At 65.9% G+C, this 13336-nt stretch carries 17 protein-coding genes and 1 pseudogene; 4 read left to right on the plus strand and 14 right to left on the minus strand.

The genetic code is table 11. The annotated features are described in order from the left end of the window. Positions 1-23: 23 nt before the first annotated feature. Positions 24-257, plus strand: a complete 234-nt coding sequence (locus ACRX5S_RS28810; protein ID WP_436776056.1) for a hypothetical protein — start codon at positions 24-26, stop codon at positions 255-257. A gap of 837 nt (positions 258-1094) precedes the next feature. Beyond that, a complete protein-coding gene (locus tag ACRX5S_RS28815) occupies positions 1095-1913 on the plus strand; it encodes a hypothetical protein (RefSeq protein ID WP_436776057.1) in 819 nt (272 codons plus the stop codon). Here ACRX5S_RS28815 and ACRX5S_RS28820 read toward each other — a convergent pair. The 6 genes and pseudogenes from ACRX5S_RS28820 to ACRX5S_RS28845 all read right to left on the minus strand — a co-directional run bounded on the left by ACRX5S_RS28820 (position 1899) and on the right by ACRX5S_RS28845 (position 5639). Further along, positions 1899-2144: a hypothetical protein gene (locus tag ACRX5S_RS28820; protein WP_436776166.1), complete on the minus strand. Its 246-nt coding sequence runs from the start codon at positions 2142-2144 to the stop codon at positions 1899-1901. The genes ACRX5S_RS28815 and ACRX5S_RS28820 overlap by 15 nt on opposite strands. 186 nt (positions 2145-2330) lie before the next feature. Beyond that, positions 2331-2759: pseudogene (locus tag ACRX5S_RS28825) on the minus strand (aldo/keto reductase); the annotation flags it as partial. Next, complete coding sequence (locus ACRX5S_RS28830) at positions 2660-3892, minus strand: JmjC domain-containing protein (RefSeq protein WP_436776058.1); 1233 nt, start codon at positions 3890-3892, stop codon at positions 2660-2662. The pseudogene ACRX5S_RS28825 and the gene ACRX5S_RS28830, both read right to left, overlap by 100 nt. Before the next feature lie 82 nt (positions 3893-3974). Continuing rightward, positions 3975-4145 carry a hypothetical protein gene (locus tag ACRX5S_RS28835; RefSeq protein ID WP_436776059.1) on the minus strand — a complete coding sequence of 57 codons (171 nt, stop codon included), beginning with the start codon at positions 4143-4145 and terminating at the stop codon, positions 3975-3977. A 509-nt stretch (positions 4146-4654) separates the two neighbouring features. Continuing rightward, complete coding sequence (locus tag ACRX5S_RS28840; protein ID WP_436776060.1) at positions 4655-4861, minus strand: hypothetical protein; 207 nt, start codon at positions 4859-4861, stop codon at positions 4655-4657. A 346-nt stretch (positions 4862-5207) separates the two neighbouring features. After that, complete coding sequence (locus ACRX5S_RS28845) at positions 5208-5639, minus strand: hypothetical protein (protein ID WP_436776061.1); 432 nt, start codon at positions 5637-5639, stop codon at positions 5208-5210. A gap of 339 nt (positions 5640-5978) precedes the next feature. Here ACRX5S_RS28845 and ACRX5S_RS28850 point away from each other — a divergent pair, with 339 nt between their 5' ends. Both ACRX5S_RS28850 and ACRX5S_RS28855 read left to right on the plus strand, forming a co-directional pair. After that, complete coding sequence (locus tag ACRX5S_RS28850) at positions 5979-6809, plus strand: helix-turn-helix domain-containing protein (RefSeq protein ID WP_436776062.1); 831 nt, start codon at positions 5979-5981, stop codon at positions 6807-6809. After that, positions 6806-7003 carry a DUF397 domain-containing protein gene (locus ACRX5S_RS28855; protein WP_436776063.1) on the plus strand — a complete coding sequence of 66 codons (198 nt, stop codon included), beginning with the start codon at positions 6806-6808 and terminating at the stop codon, positions 7001-7003. Before ACRX5S_RS28850 ends, ACRX5S_RS28855 begins: the two co-directional genes overlap by 4 nt. 59 nt (positions 7004-7062) lie before the next feature. Here the strand turns inward: ACRX5S_RS28855 and ACRX5S_RS28860 are convergent, their stop codons facing one another. From ACRX5S_RS28860 to ACRX5S_RS28895, 8 genes are all read right to left on the minus strand, one after another. Then, the gene (locus ACRX5S_RS28860; protein ID WP_436776064.1) at positions 7063-7725 is read right to left on the minus strand and encodes a response regulator transcription factor; all 663 of its coding nucleotides are present in this window, start codon (positions 7723-7725) and stop codon (positions 7063-7065) included. Positions 7726-8057: 332 nt separating this feature from the next. Beyond that, positions 8058-9542, minus strand: a complete 1485-nt coding sequence (locus ACRX5S_RS28865) for a DUF3987 domain-containing protein (protein WP_436776065.1) — start codon at positions 9540-9542, stop codon at positions 8058-8060. A gap of 160 nt (positions 9543-9702) precedes the next feature. Beyond that, on the minus strand, positions 9703-10203 hold the full coding sequence (locus ACRX5S_RS28870; protein ID WP_436776066.1) for an Lsr2 family DNA-binding protein: 501 nt from the start codon (positions 10201-10203) through the stop codon (positions 9703-9705). A 169-nt stretch (positions 10204-10372) separates the two neighbouring features. Continuing rightward, entirely contained in the window at positions 10373-10663 is a 291-nt protein-coding gene (locus tag ACRX5S_RS28875) for a hypothetical protein (RefSeq protein WP_436776067.1), read from the minus strand. 98 nt (positions 10664-10761) lie between these two features. After that, the gene (locus tag ACRX5S_RS28880) at positions 10762-11280 is read right to left on the minus strand and encodes a hypothetical protein (RefSeq protein ID WP_436776068.1); all 519 of its coding nucleotides are present in this window, start codon (positions 11278-11280) and stop codon (positions 10762-10764) included. Further along, positions 11277-11678: a hypothetical protein gene (locus ACRX5S_RS28885; protein ID WP_436776069.1), complete on the minus strand. Its 402-nt coding sequence runs from the start codon at positions 11676-11678 to the stop codon at positions 11277-11279. Before ACRX5S_RS28885 ends, ACRX5S_RS28880 begins: the two co-directional genes overlap by 4 nt. Further along, positions 11675-12397: a hypothetical protein gene (locus ACRX5S_RS28890; protein ID WP_436776070.1), complete on the minus strand. Its 723-nt coding sequence runs from the start codon at positions 12395-12397 to the stop codon at positions 11675-11677. Before ACRX5S_RS28890 ends, ACRX5S_RS28885 begins: the two co-directional genes overlap by 4 nt. Positions 12398-12540: 143 nt before the next feature. Next, entirely contained in the window at positions 12541-13035 is a 495-nt protein-coding gene (locus tag ACRX5S_RS28895) for a hypothetical protein (RefSeq protein ID WP_436776071.1), read from the minus strand. Positions 13036-13336: the final 301 nt, after the last annotated feature.

Below are 13336 nucleotides of genomic sequence, written 5' to 3' on the forward strand. Positions count from 1 at the left end.
CAACTTCATACGGAGGTTCCATCATGGCTTTCGCCCGTGAGTACGCCGCGCGGATCTACGCCGTAGCTGCGGCTGTCGTCACCCTTGTTCTCGTCTACGTCCCCGGCCTGCCTGACGCGGCCATCCTCGCCGTCGTCGCCGCGGTGCTCGGTCTCGGTGAGACCGTGCAGATGGCGGATGACGCCAAGACTCGCGAAGCGCTGTTCGCCGATCCGGCATACAACGACCTCGACGAGGATGACGAGGATTGGCTGTAGGACGTAGTAAGAAGCCCCCCGCTCCAGCGGGGGGCTTCTTTGCGTTCTCGAGTCTTCTTACTACGACACCGCAGCTAGCCAATGGCCACAGGGCAGGGCCGCGCCGACCTTCTTACTACATACGCAAGGTCAGTACTGCATGAACGCATCCTCTGTGCGATCATCGAACGTATGAGCGAATCTGTCGCTGACCGCCCCGCCTGGGAGAAGCCTGGCCGGTTCGAGCGGGCTCGGGGTCAGGATGGGATCGCTCCGCCGGGCTGGCCGCGAGGCGTCCGCCCTCCTGGGGTGGACGATTGGGAGAGGACCGCAGTCGCCTGGCTGTATGACCTGTGCCCGCCGGGCTACAGACGCCATGAGGTTCTGAAGCGGCACCCGTGTCTTTTGGCAAGAATGGCGCGGCAGCACGTTGAGGCCGAGCTGCAAGCAGCTCGGCACGGTTACGGAACGGCGCGGGCGGATTTGCGGGACGTCGACGCTCATACCGTTGAGGCGGTGATGCGGATGTACGAGTTCGAGGGCTCGAAGACGGCCGCCCTTGAGCGCGAGGTGCGCCTGGTCGAGGAGGCCCTGAACGGGAAGCGCTGGAATCCCCGCCTGTGACTCCTTGGCCGGCGCCATCGTTGTCACCGCATGGCCGACTTCCCGGAACCCTGTACCGCGACGGCTGACCTGGTCGGTCCGCCTGCCGCTGTCGCGGAAGCGGTTGCGCGGTTGAGCGCTGGGGCCGTCGAGGTGATGCAGTTCGATGACGCCGAGTTCAACGGATACCCGGGCTACGTTCGTTGCCGTGTGATGGTCACCCTTCCGCCGCGCAGGCCGCTGTAGATTCGCTCCATGCGCGACGCGGTGGATCTACGGCGGGTTGATGTCACCAGTGTTATGGACCGCGTGAGCCGGGCCCTCAATGTACGTCTCGATCGAGACAGTGTGATCATCAAGCGTCGTTCGCTTGGTGCCGCCAGCGACCGGAGTACGTGGGTCAGGATCGAGCGGCGGCCTACATCTCGCATTGACGGCCAGGGCTGGGGCGTAGAGGCTGCGGCCGTTCTGACGGGCGTTGCAATGCCGACTTGGCGGGCCAGTACGTCATGGCGCGGCGACGATGAGGCGATGTGGCACGCCGACGAGTGCGACATGGTGTTCGAGTCGCCGGTGAAATCGGGCGGCCGACTGCTTGCGGCCCCTTGCTTGCCTGAGGATTGGTGGGAAGTACTCACCGTGTCCTTGGACGCGTTGGGGGCGCAACCCACGACCAGGATTGCCACGCCAGACACGCAAGTGGTCACTCAGGGGAGTGTGTCGGCAACGATCGCCGAAGCGTTCCCGGAGGCCGGCGATACGTCGCTGCGGACGTGGCATTCAGCGCACGCGGATCTGAACTGGGCGAACGTTACGGGGCCATCGTTGTCGATCCTGGATTGGGAAGACTGGGGCCTTGCACCTCGGGGGCTCGACGCGGCAACCCTGTGGGTCGATTCGCTGGCGGTGCCGGACCTGGCCGCGCGGGTGTGGGCAGAGCGGCGGGCGGACTTGGAGAGCGACGACGGCCGTGTCATGGCCCTCTTCAACCTCGCCAAGGTCATTGCCTACGGTTCAAATGAAGATCCGCTCTACGGGCCCGCCCGCCACGCTGCGAAATCACTCCTGGGTTAGTGGGCGTTGGCCCCGCGTGCGCGCGCGGAGTGCTTCCCGGTAGGCGGCCAGGAGTTCAAGGTTCGGGGTGCTCTTGAGCGCCGCCACGAGTCCTTGCAGGTGCTCCGGGTTGTCCGACCCCACGGCCACCGCGGAGACGTCCGGCAGGTGGTAGGCGACGCGAAAGGCGCCTTCGAGCCGAGCGACATCGCCGCCTGTCAGGAACTCGCGGGGGTCAATCTGGCTCCACACGGGATCATGTGGTCGACACCCGAAGGGGCTCATCCCCCAACGGTGTTCGGGGTGAACATTCCACCTGGTCATGAGCGCGTCTGAGGCGTCAAGGACGTCTATCGGAACGAGTAGGCCGACGCGGACCATTGTGAGCGGTGGCACGGGTCCAGCAAGGCCGCCCATGTCCACAAGGGGCCGTGGGTCCCACGACGAAACGCCCCACGTCTCACAAAATCCCTCGGCCGCCGCTTCCTGCAAGGCCGCGCATGCGCGACCGAACTCCTCTTGTGCCCTCGCGGGTTCCCTTCCGCGAAGGGACTGCTCGGGATTGTGCAGGAGTACCGCGTTCGGTTCTCGCCCGAGGTCGCGACCGGCCTGCTCGATCGCCTTGCGCAATGTCACCGGATCCAAGGTGTGCCGCGCGCCGGGCAAGAACCCGACCTTCGTGGAGATGTCGAACCGGGGCAGGAGATCCGACGCTACGGCGGCGAGGGCGCTGTGTGACCCAAAGTTCGCGTAGCTGGTGGCCGTGTCTATAGCCCAGATTCCTGTGTCAAGGGCGTTGACGAGGATGCTCCGTCGATGACCAGACCGGTGTAGCCCGAGGACAATTCGGGGGTCAGCGTGGCGCACAAGCCTTCCTTTACCAGTAGGTCCGCCAGGCCGTGGGTCAGGCCGTCGACGTCTGAGCCGAGCCGTACGGGGTGGCCGCTCAGGAGCAGCCGAACGGCACTTTCAGCATCGGCGGTCAGGGACAGACGTTTCCCGGCGGCAGCGAATTCGACCTGGCCGTCATGGACCGCGATCGAGGGCGGAAAGGGGGTGGTACACACCACCGCTTCCAAAGGGCCGAACGTGGGCAGGAACGGCACCTGTCTGGCGGGGACGGTCTCCAGCGGGAATTGCTCCAGGTAGCGCACGGGCGTTCGTTCAGCCGCCAACGCAGCCGCTGCCTTGATCAGTTCCTGCGCTTGAAGTACCTGTTCCTCCGACACGTCGCGTTCGAGGTTCCGCCGGAACAGCTCGTCATCCCGGCACCATTCGGCCAGGGACTCCATCCATGCGGCCCCGGTTCGCCGGGTGAAGCCAATCGTCATGTGGAAGCTGTGGCCGTCCCCGCAATCAGCACGAGTGGCCTTGTGCCAGTAACCGCGCGGGATGTGCATCACATCACCGGCGGAAAGCGCGCCCTCCCACAAGACTTCCTCGCTGGGGGTGTCGTTGCGGCCGACGTCGCGGAACATCGGATCGACGCGCGACGGGCCGCGCACCTCCCACTGCTTCTCTCCGTCCAGTTGCACAACAACGACTTCGTGATCGTCCCAGTGCAGCCCGAAACTGGCCGCTTCCGCGGTGGTGAGGTAGAGGTTGACTTGGGTGCGTTCCTCGGCCCACCACTGCATCGCGCGGGCAGCAACTTCAAGGGTGGGGTCGAACACGTCGGCGCCGTCGAGTACGAGCGTGGCACCCTCGCCCAGCAGCGCCCCCAAATGGCGCATGTTGACCATCGGGATGTGTTGGCCGCGCCGGTTGCCGGCCGCAGTCAGGTACTCCCGGGGGTGAAGTTCGTTTCCCTCACGAAAGACTCGAATCTGCGGGTTGCCGAGGCTGCGGCGCATCACCAGTTCCAGGAGCCGGGTGGGCGTGAGTATGCGCGTCAGCAGGGACCGATCGGTGATGGTTCCGCGCACGAACTCCTTCCCGAGCTTGGAAGGGCCGTCCCAGTCGAGCGCGGTTTCGATCGCCTCCACCAGGCGGTGTCGCATGGCTGCCTCCGTAGGTTGGGGTCATGACCGGGCAGGGCCACGCGGGAATCCGCGCGGCCCTGCTGGCTCTCTTGCTCAGTTCCTACTCGGGGTGGTTGAGTCCATCGCCGTCCGGCTGGCTGTCGCCGGTTGCGTGGGGCGGCGGGTCCGACACGTTGGCGTCGGTGCGGTCGTGGACGCTGCCCAGCGTCTCGATGGTGACGGCCCACTCCTGGGCCTTGCCGGGGACGACTTCCGTGCGTGATTCGCTCATCGGCTGGCTCCTTCGCGGTAGAGCGGTGGTCCGGGCCTTCAATGGGCCCAACTCATGGTGCGGTGCCTGGACTTGGCCTAACAACAGTTCGGAGGAGCGCGGACACGGTTGGCCGCTTTCACCCCCTGGGCCTGCGGACATCCGTCGCTCATGGGTGCCTCAACTGCCAGGCGAGTTGTGCGGCCGCGACGAGGACGATGACGACGGCGTAAGCGACTTCGAGTCGGCGGCGTCTCTGTTCAGCTCGACTGGTGCCTTCCGTCTGCCGTCGCGTCGCTCCTGGGTAACGAGCCATTCGCGGTACTCGACCATCACTCACGCTCCTGTCTCGTCCGGGTTGGGGCGTGGCCGTCCTCCGTCGTCGTCCCAACGGGCGGCGTCCTGCTCGTCATGGCGTTCGCTGCTCAGGGGTCCGCGTGCAGCGTCCAGTCGTGCGAAAGCGGCCGTCCTGGACCGCCGGAAGCGGGCATATGCGTCGTCAATCCGCTGCTGAGTCGACCGGGGCGCGGTCACCACGCCGCGCCCTTTTGAGGACTCTTAGCCTGGGTGGGCATCGCGTTCGCCCATGCCCGGTACTTCTCAAAGACCAAGCCTCCGACCACGCCTCCGAGGTAGCCGGCGACCAGAATGAACGCTGAAGAAGCGACGGCACGGGAGCGCGGCGTGTAGCCCTCCCCCATCGCGTCGTAGAACTTGATTCCGATGGCGGCGATCACCCCGCCCACCCACAGGCACCAGAACGCGAACGCCGCAGCCCCCAGCGCGACGATTCCGAATCTGCGTCGCCCAGTCATGACACCACCGGCCGCACGAGGTGCTTGGGAATGGGAACTTCCCTGGCCTCCTCGGACGTCACCGCGTACGCGATGCTCCCGTCGACTCGTTGGACGACGCCGACGCCGCCGCCTGGCAACAGCACACGCTGCCCCAAGGACCAGTGAGCCTCAGGCGGACGTGCCGCATCGTCCGGCTGCTCCTGTCCGGATGCTCGGTCTGGCGCGGGGCGCTCACGGATGGAGAACTCGTGACCGCCGCCCTCCATGCGGGCCACAAACGCGCGCTTCACGCGACGTCCCGCCCCTGTGTCTCGGGGGAGTTGTCCGGCGCGCCAGTCGGCGGCAGAGTCGGCACTTCACCCCATGCCTGAAGTCCGTCCCGGAGCCTGTAGAGGACTCCGGTGGGAGTGCGTCCGGGGTCGTGCTCGATGAGCCGGCGAGCCTCCTCTTTGGCCCGCTGGGCCTCCTCGTCGGCAACGAGCTGACGGGCCTGGGCCATCGTCTCCGGTCCCACCGCGGCCTCAAGTCTCACCGCCAGAACGGCACCTTCTAGGTCCGAGGCTCGCAGGTGCAAGGGGCCGATCTGGTAGCCGCCGCCGTCCTGTTCGATGGCAGCCCGCGCGAACCCAACCTCCACGGACTTTTCCGGGTGCGGTAGACCGGCCACCGTCTCCGGCCCCAGCCGTGTGGCCGTCATGCCCGCAACTTTCGCGCTCACGTGCGCTCTCCCCCTGTGCATCGTCGGCAATGGCAGGGCGGCCATCGCAGAGCGGTGGTCGAGCTGAGAAGGGGATCGCGGGGCGAGATCACCCAGAGCCGATCCGCCCCGGACTCGGGGCCGCTGTCGGCCTCGTACGTCCGGATCGTCATGCGGCTCTCGCGTCGCCCTGGTACCCCTTCGCGGCCCATTCCAGCCTCCCGCGTGACCGTTCCACTACTGAGGGAACACCCGCCGGGGTACGTTGGGCTACGGGGTGGCGGTCACTTCTTAGACAGGTGAACTGGTCCGCCACGTGGCTAGGAGAAAAGTCTCCTTGATGCTCGGGGGAGCAAGAACATGGCAGGTCGGCGTAGGGATGTGGAGCCTCAACGGCCCTCCTGGATCCTCGACTTCCTAGGTCGACAGATCCGCCGGTACCGGGAACTGGAGGGCATGACACAGACCGAGGCCGCGAGCGAAGCGCACATTTCCAACAAGCACTTCTCAGCCATCGAGTCAGGGACGAAGCCGCCAGCCAGGGACCTCGTCCAAGTCATCGACCATGCATTCAACGCGCGCGGCGCACTCGTGGCACTACGCGACGAAATGAACGAGCCCCCCGGTTCAGAGTGGTTTGAGCACGTTCTCGAACTGGAGGCAGGCGCATCGTCGTTGCGACAGTACGCCGTGCAAGTCATCCCGGGTCTGCTGCAAACCGGCGACTACGCCCGTGCGGTCCTGTCAACCGGCCTGGCCCGCAGGCCACAGGGTTGGATGGAGCAGAAGCTAGAGGAACACCTGAACCGGCAGAACATCATCCAGCGCGAGGACCCGCCGGAACTGTCGTTCATCCTGGACGAGTGCGCTCTGATCAGACGACCACAGAATCGCGGGCTCATGACCGAGCAGATGGAACACCTCCTCAAGGTGGGGGCGTTGCCGCACGTCACCATTCAGGTGGCGCCGCTCGACATGGGCCTACACACGATGCTGGACGGCCCGATCACGATCATGGGTTTCGATGAGGGTGACGAGTGTGTGTACCTGGAGCCCTTCGGGCAGGGGTTCGTGGCCTACGATCCGGTGACACGGACCGACGCAGAGCGCCGGTTCGACCGCCTGAAGGCCGCAGCGCTGTCGCCGACAGACACGGCCGAGTGGATTCGCGCGACAATGGAGACTCTGTGAACGCTCAGCACACCCCCGCCCCTCGCTGGTTCAAGTCGTCCCACAGCACGGCGCAGGGTGGCGACTGCGTGGAGACGGCGGCCATGGCGGCCGCTATGGCCGTACGTGACAGCAAGGACATCGCCAGGGGCACGTTTGTTGTCCCCGCGTCGTCTTGGTCGTCGCTGACATCGACGTTGAAGGCAACAGGCTGACTCGCCCGCGACCGCCCCGCCCTGATCTCCGGGCGGGGCGGTTTCGCGTTGGACAGGAGCTATATGGCGGTGCGCATCAAGGTCATGCGGGTGGCGTAAGACGCGGCTGCCGCGCGGCTGCTAACGCCCAGCTTCCGGATCACAGCGCTGGCGTAGTTCTTCACGGTGCGCTCGGACAGGCGCAGCTCGGAACCGATCTGGCGATTCGTTAGGCCCTCACCGATGAGACCAAGGATCTTGCGCTCTTGCGGCGTGAGCTGATCAAGGGTCCGTTCGCGGCGCATCAGGTTGCGCAGGCCGTCAGCAACGCCAATGCCCCACACGCCGATGCCGGATTGGATGGCGCGGATGCTGTGCCCCAAAGATGCGCCGGGCACGGTGTGGAGCAGGAAGCCGGAGGCGCCGGCCAACATGCATTCGTAGGCCAGGACGTCGTTCACTTCGCCAGTGAGCACCAGGCATCGGATGTCTGGGTAGTCGCTGCCGATGTCGCGAATGAGTTGTGCGGCGTCGGCGTCGGGCAGGATCCCGGCGGTCACCACGATGTCTGGTCGTACCAAACGGATTTGGCCCATGGCGGCACTGGCGGTCTCGGCCTCTGCGGCGACTTCGATGCCGGAGTGGCGTAGCACTTCGGCGACCCCGCGACGCGTAATGTCGTGGTCGTCGACCAGGACAACGCGAATCGTGTCACCGGTTTTCCACGGGGATTCTTGGTTCAAAGTATCGTTCCTTCGCCCTGGTCCGTCGCCGGACCGGACTCCCCCCGGACAGGCGGAGCCGTCATTAGAGCGGCGCCCCGTACGGGGTCTCATGGGCTTCCCGACCCGCAGCCGCACACACTGTTTCCAGGCAGGGCCGCGCTCCCCAAAGCACGCCCCCGTACTCGTCCGATGTGACAAGAAGCATCCCCACCGTAGCGGTTGCTCCTGACACCAGGACGGGATTTTCCGTGGAGGTTCTGTGAGCCTCCACGGAGTTCCCGATTCTCATCTCTTTGGCCGAACTTTGCAATGGTTGGCCTGACTTCCCGCAGGTCAGAGCCTCGCGAGACTCACAGCAGTCCCGCGAACGGATCCTCTGGCGTATTGCTGCGAGGGCCGTTGGTGCGGCGCGACACCGGCACCGCCACCGTGACTCGGGACGGTCCAGGCTGGGCAGCCGCTGCCGCACGGCGGGGTGTGCGAGGGGCACGCGGCTCCGCTGTCGTCTCCTCACGTCGTTGGCTGGAAGGCGTCCGTCGTGCCGGTCGCTCCGGCCGTTCCTGCTCTGCGGCAGCGGGCGGGCGAACGCGTGATTCAACGACTGGTTCCGGTTCTCGCGCCGTGGGAGCGACGACGGACCACCGGTAGATCGTGGACGGCCTTCCGGCGCCCCGGCGCGTCTCCCGCGTGACCTCTGGCATTGCGTCTATGGCGGTCGCAATGGCGGCCGAGTCAGCCAGCCGCCCAAGCTTGCGGTACAGCTCTGCGGACTTGATGCCGGTGGCTCCGGCTTGTACCACCAAGGTTCGGATTCGTGCTTCAAGGCCGTCCGCGGCTCCCGCTCCCATGAGGTGCGCCACCGACTCCAGGGCGTACCTGACGAGGGCCCAGGCGGCGCGAAGATCGCGCGGCTCGATTTGCCGGCGCTGGTCCATGAGGGCGTACAGCGCTGCAATGCGCATCACCTGAACGTCGGCCCGGTTCGCGAAGGCCCTTACCGTGTCGTCGCCTTCGTCCCACGACTCAATCTCTTCCCTCAACTCCCCGTTCAACAGGTCGAGCGCTGTAGAGGAGAACCCGACTCGCTTGACCTTGCGGGCGAACCCAAGCCCGGCGCGCAGCGCGTCATGCGCCGTTTCCAGAGCCCGACTCGGGATGGTGTGACCGATGGGGAGTCTGCGGGATCGCTGCACATGAAAGGTCAAGAGACGGTTGTACGTGCCGCCTTGGATGTCGGTACCTGAGATCGCGGTGCGGAATTCCCTGGGGACCGTGTGCCCGTGGATGACCACATGAGCGCCGCTGACTCGCGCTCCGTTCTTGGCGGTCATGGACGCGAGCGTGTTGCCGTCCCAAGCCTGGCGGAGCACTCCAGAGAGACTGCCGTCGCGTTTGGCGCGGTTCATCACGGTGACGTATTCCTCTTCGAGGAAGATCACTCGCCCATCGTTCGGATTCAGGCCCGCCGGGGTTTCGCCGCGCTCGTCGGCGTCGGCCGCCGCCTCGGCCGCCTCTCCCTGCCGTTCGGCCAGATACTTGATCACGCCCGCACCGGACGTGATGCCCATGGCCTCGTGCAGGTCCATGAAGTCCGGGTACGCCCCGTCCATCAGTTCACGTGCCATGCCAAGCGCGGTGCCTTTGCGACCTCGGCCGGTCTCGCCTACAAGGAGTGTCCACACGCCAAGAGGGTGTCGTTTCTGTCCGATGATCAGGCGCGGCCGGGACAGAGCGCACGACGTGATGGACAGAAGGGCGGCCAGGACCCCCACAGGGTCGGCCTCCGTGTGCTGCTCTACGGCCTTGATGGCGGTAAGGAGGGCGCCGGTGCTCATCGAGGTTATGTCGACGGCGTCAGGGTTTACGGCGGGGCTGGGCATAAGTGCGCTCCGGTGTCCGGGCAGGCCGGGGCCGGGCACGATGCCCGACCCCGGAACCTGCATGGCATTGCTGCTCTATGGGTCGGGCGGTTGCCCGGATGGAACTAGTGCGGTGTTACGAGCGTCGACCGATCAGGGTCAGCCCCGGGTATCCGGCCGCAGAGAACCCGGCGTGCAGGGTGTCATTGATGCGCCCGGCATTTGGCACGTTGTACCCGGCGTCGCGGGCCCACGCTCGAAGCGCCCTGTTGTACTCCTTGTCTCGCTTGACCGGCTCGGGCTCTGCGGGGGCCGGCGAACCCGAACGGCGCCCGCGCTGACGGCCGGTCGCGGGACGCTGCTCCTCCGGCTCGTGGTCGTCCTCGTCGTCCTCGTCGTCCTGGTCGCGGTCGTCGTCCTCATCGTCCTGGTCCTGGTCGTCCTGGTCATCGGCCGTCGCGTTGACCTCCGCGACCGTCAGCGTCTCGTCGGTGACGTCGTTCAGCATGTCCATGAGCCCGTCAAAGTGCGCCGCGTGGAGGCTGCACACGCTGATGACGCCCTCGCTGCGCTTGTCCTCATCCGCCGCGCCCATCCACCCGGCGGACAGGTCGATGGTGAACTGTCGGATGGCCACCGTAAGGATGTTGTCCTTCCGCAGGCACGGACCGCAAACGTGGGCCTGAACCATCTTTTCCATGAGCTGATGTCTCCCGAGGTTGGGTGTGGGTTGGGGTCGAGGACCGGCCGGAACCTCACCGACCCGGGCGGACACGAGCGGCCCGCCGGGGCCGGTCAGACACCGGTCAGCAGTAGTCGCGTTGGAAGGCGGTGGCGAGCATCCGAGCGGCCTCGGGAAGCGACTCCGCGTCGCCGAGCTGCTGCACGGTTACCGCGTCTGCGTCCTCTGGCGTCGGTGCGTGGATCACCTCGGCAAGGGTGTTCCGGCCGTCACGAGTGGGCGTCACGGTGTAGACGACGCCAACGCCGTTGAAAGGCGGGATCCACCACCAGTGGTCACCCTCACGGTGAGGCTTCAGAGGCACAGCCAGCTTCGCCATGACGACTCGGCACGGGGCATCAACGCTGATGGGCATGGGGCTCCTAGGGAAGGTCGGGCGTTCGCCCGGGGTGATAGAAGGGGGGAGGCAGGGCCCGCCCTCATTGCGGGCCCTGCCTCAGATCGCGGGATGGGTCAGTTGAACGGCGGATCGTTGTTGCAGGCGATCACGCGCCAACCCGCCCACACGTCGGCACCGGTTCGGCGAATGTCCACCCACTGGTGAGCGACCAGCACGACGCCGCACACGTCGCAGTCGGACATCCCGAACGCCTCCGGGTACAGGGCCGCGTTCTGCTCGATCTCCGCGCCTGTCAGGCGGGCGGTCGATCCGGCCCGACCAGCGGCCTCGACGCGTGGACGCGTGCGCGGCACGAAGTCATCGCGTATGGCGTACGCCAAGTCATCAATCGCGTCACGCAGGTACCGCGCCATGCGCGCCGATTCAGGCGTGTGCGAGGCACCGCATTCCCGGCACTCCATGACGCTGCTGTCCATCTCGACGGACACGGGAGTCAGGCGCACGACTCCCGCGACCATTTCGATTTCGAGCGCGATTCGGGGCAGGACTTCGACGTTGCCGTTGCATGCGCCGTTCCGGCACGGCATGACTCCGTGAAACGGATGGCTCTCGAAGGGCTCGGCCTCGGTCATTGGTCGGCCTCCGGTTCCCACTCGTCCCGGACTTCTAGGCCGAACTCGGCCGGACGGTACGACACCGGTTCGCCTTTGGAGTCTCGGCCGACCATGGCCGTTCGCGTCGCCGACAGGTGCGTGAACTCAAAATGTGCCGCTGTCTTGGGATGCACAAGTACCGAGCCCTCAGGTATGACGCAACCGTTCTTGATCGCGTACACGCGGGAGAACCGCACCTTCCCATCCCGTTCCAACGCCCACCCGAGAGCCAAGGTCATAGCCACGTGCGGATCCGTGGCTTCCGCCATGTGCTCGGCCTTGCCGAACAGGCGGACGGTCACGGAGTATCCGCCGTCGGCGTCCCGGTACTGCGTCAGCTCGAAAGACCAACGACTGTCGGCATGACGAATCTTCATGCGCCCTCCCCGATGTAGGTGATGGACGCGACGTGACCCCAGCCGTAGAAGTTGTCCAGTGCGTGAGCTTCGACGAAGCAACCCACGGAGTCGACTATCTGACGGGAAGCATCCGAGAGGTAGGCCGCCGCTGTGTTCCGGTGCCACGTCGCGTGACGCGGCGCCGCCTCCCTGGGCCCCTGAACGTAGCGTGCGGTCATCCGCACCCACGGCCCGTCAGGGATACCCTTGATTTCGGCCGCCGGGAACAGCGTGCGCGGGTGATGCCACAGGCGCTCGATCGGGTCGTACAACTCGAACTGCGGTTGCACTCCCCCGCCCCTGGTCTCGGCCAACCGCACCGGAAAGCGCGAGTCCGGTCCGTCGCCGATCTGTGCCACCGTCCAAACGCTGGGCCTACGGGTGTCCCGATCAACCATGGGACTACCGCCGAGCGCGGACGCCACGTGAACGCGGTCCCCGACGACCAAAGGGCCGCCGTAGTGGTGGTTGACGGTCACGCGTCCCCCTGTCTCGGCCACGGCCCGCATAAGCCACGGCTTCACGGTCATGACCGGTTCCAGCGAATCCGCGTGGTGCTGTCCCTCGCAGTAGTCGCGACCCGTCCGACTCTCGGACCCGAGCGTTACCCACTCGTCGTCAACGGCCACGACGTAGAACACGATCGGTCGGCCGTGTTCGTCTTGCCAGTACTGCCCTTCGGGATCACGCGAGTACACGCGTACTCCGATTTCAGGCATGGAGGTACCCCCAAGCTTGCTTGTGGATTTGGCGGGACCGACGCGGCTTGCCTCGTCAGGCGCACGGGTGCCACCCGTGTCACGACCGCCCGAAGGCGGTTTCGGCAGGGTCGTGGACGACGTCAAAGGGTGTTGTGTTTCGGGCACACCCCCGACGGCTCCGCCAACTCGGGGCACCGGTACGAGCCGTACCGGAATCCGCAGCGACGGTGCGGGGTATCGATGCGGACTGAGCCCAGGTACCGGGATAGGACACTGCGACGATTCCAGCGCTTGACCGCGCATCCTTCGCAGTAGTCGATGCGGGAAACCACCCCCTTGCGGGTAAGCGATTCCACGGCCACCGTGCGCGTGGACGGCTCATCGCACGTGTGGGTCATGCACATGCGCCGCACCGACAGCCGGTGTTCGGCCGCGAGGATCAGCGGGGTTTCCAGCCCTTCCCAGGAGATGGCCACAAACTTCGTGAGCCGGTAGGCGGGCAGCAGTACCGCAGGGAGCGGCCGGACGTAGCTGGAGTGTCGAATCGTGCGTTCCACGTCACCTACGAGAATGACGTCCGTGTGCGGGATGATTTCCTGGGCGTAAAACCAGCGTCCGCCGTCAATGACCTGCATTCGGCCCCCTATCGAGTTGTTGTGGTGTTGGGCTAGCGGCCATGGCCGGTGCCCTTCCCCTCCGGGAAGGGCACCCACCAAAGCGGCTAGATCATGACCAGTTGCTCCACCACGACCGGACTTCGCCGGGTGGTTCCGCGTAGTTGGAACTGATTACGCGGTCAAAGTTGACTCGGGGATTCACGAGCACAGCCAGGAACGCATGGACCGCAAGATTCAAGACGTCGGAATCCCGTTCCCCTAGGGAGAGTTCGTCCCGCACCATGTCCGCCGCATCATTCGCGGCGACCGACACTTGTTC

Source organism: Yinghuangia sp. YIM S09857 (assembly GCF_051388915.1).
In the GTDB taxonomy this organism is placed as follows: domain Bacteria; phylum Actinomycetota; class Actinomycetes; order Streptomycetales; family Streptomycetaceae; genus Yinghuangia.

Bases quoted from the DNA above. Each gene is read 5' to 3' on its own strand.
- ACRX5S_RS28880 (WP_436776068.1), bottom strand. From the start codon at position 11,280: ATGACCGAGGCCGAGCCCTTCGAGAGCCATCCGTTTCACGGAGTCATG.
- ACRX5S_RS28865 (WP_436776065.1), bottom strand. From the start codon at position 9,542: ATGAGCACCGGCGCCCTCCTTACCGCCATCAAGGCCGTAGAGCAGCAC.
- ACRX5S_RS28885 (WP_436776069.1), bottom strand. From the start codon at position 11,678: ATGAAGATTCGTCATGCCGACAGTCGTTGGTCTTTCGAGCTGACGCAG.
- ACRX5S_RS28850 (WP_436776062.1), top strand. From the start codon at position 5,979: ATGGCAGGTCGGCGTAGGGATGTGGAGCCTCAACGGCCCTCCTGGATC.
- ACRX5S_RS28895 (WP_436776071.1), bottom strand. From the start codon at position 13,035: ATGCAGGTCATTGACGGCGGACGCTGGTTTTACGCCCAGGAAATCATC.
- ACRX5S_RS28815 (WP_436776057.1), top strand. From the start codon at position 1,095: ATGCGCGACGCGGTGGATCTACGGCGGGTTGATGTCACCAGTGTTATG.
- ACRX5S_RS28810 (WP_436776056.1), top strand. From the start codon at position 24: ATGGCTTTCGCCCGTGAGTACGCCGCGCGGATCTACGCCGTAGCTGCG.
- ACRX5S_RS28875 (WP_436776067.1), bottom strand. From the start codon at position 10,663: ATGCCCATCAGCGTTGATGCCCCGTGCCGAGTCGTCATGGCGAAGCTG.
- ACRX5S_RS28830 (WP_436776058.1), bottom strand. From the start codon at position 3,892: ATGCGACACCGCCTGGTGGAGGCGATCGAAACCGCGCTCGACTGGGAC.
- ACRX5S_RS28835 (WP_436776059.1), bottom strand. From the start codon at position 4,145: ATGAGCGAATCACGCACGGAAGTCGTCCCCGGCAAGGCCCAGGAGTGG.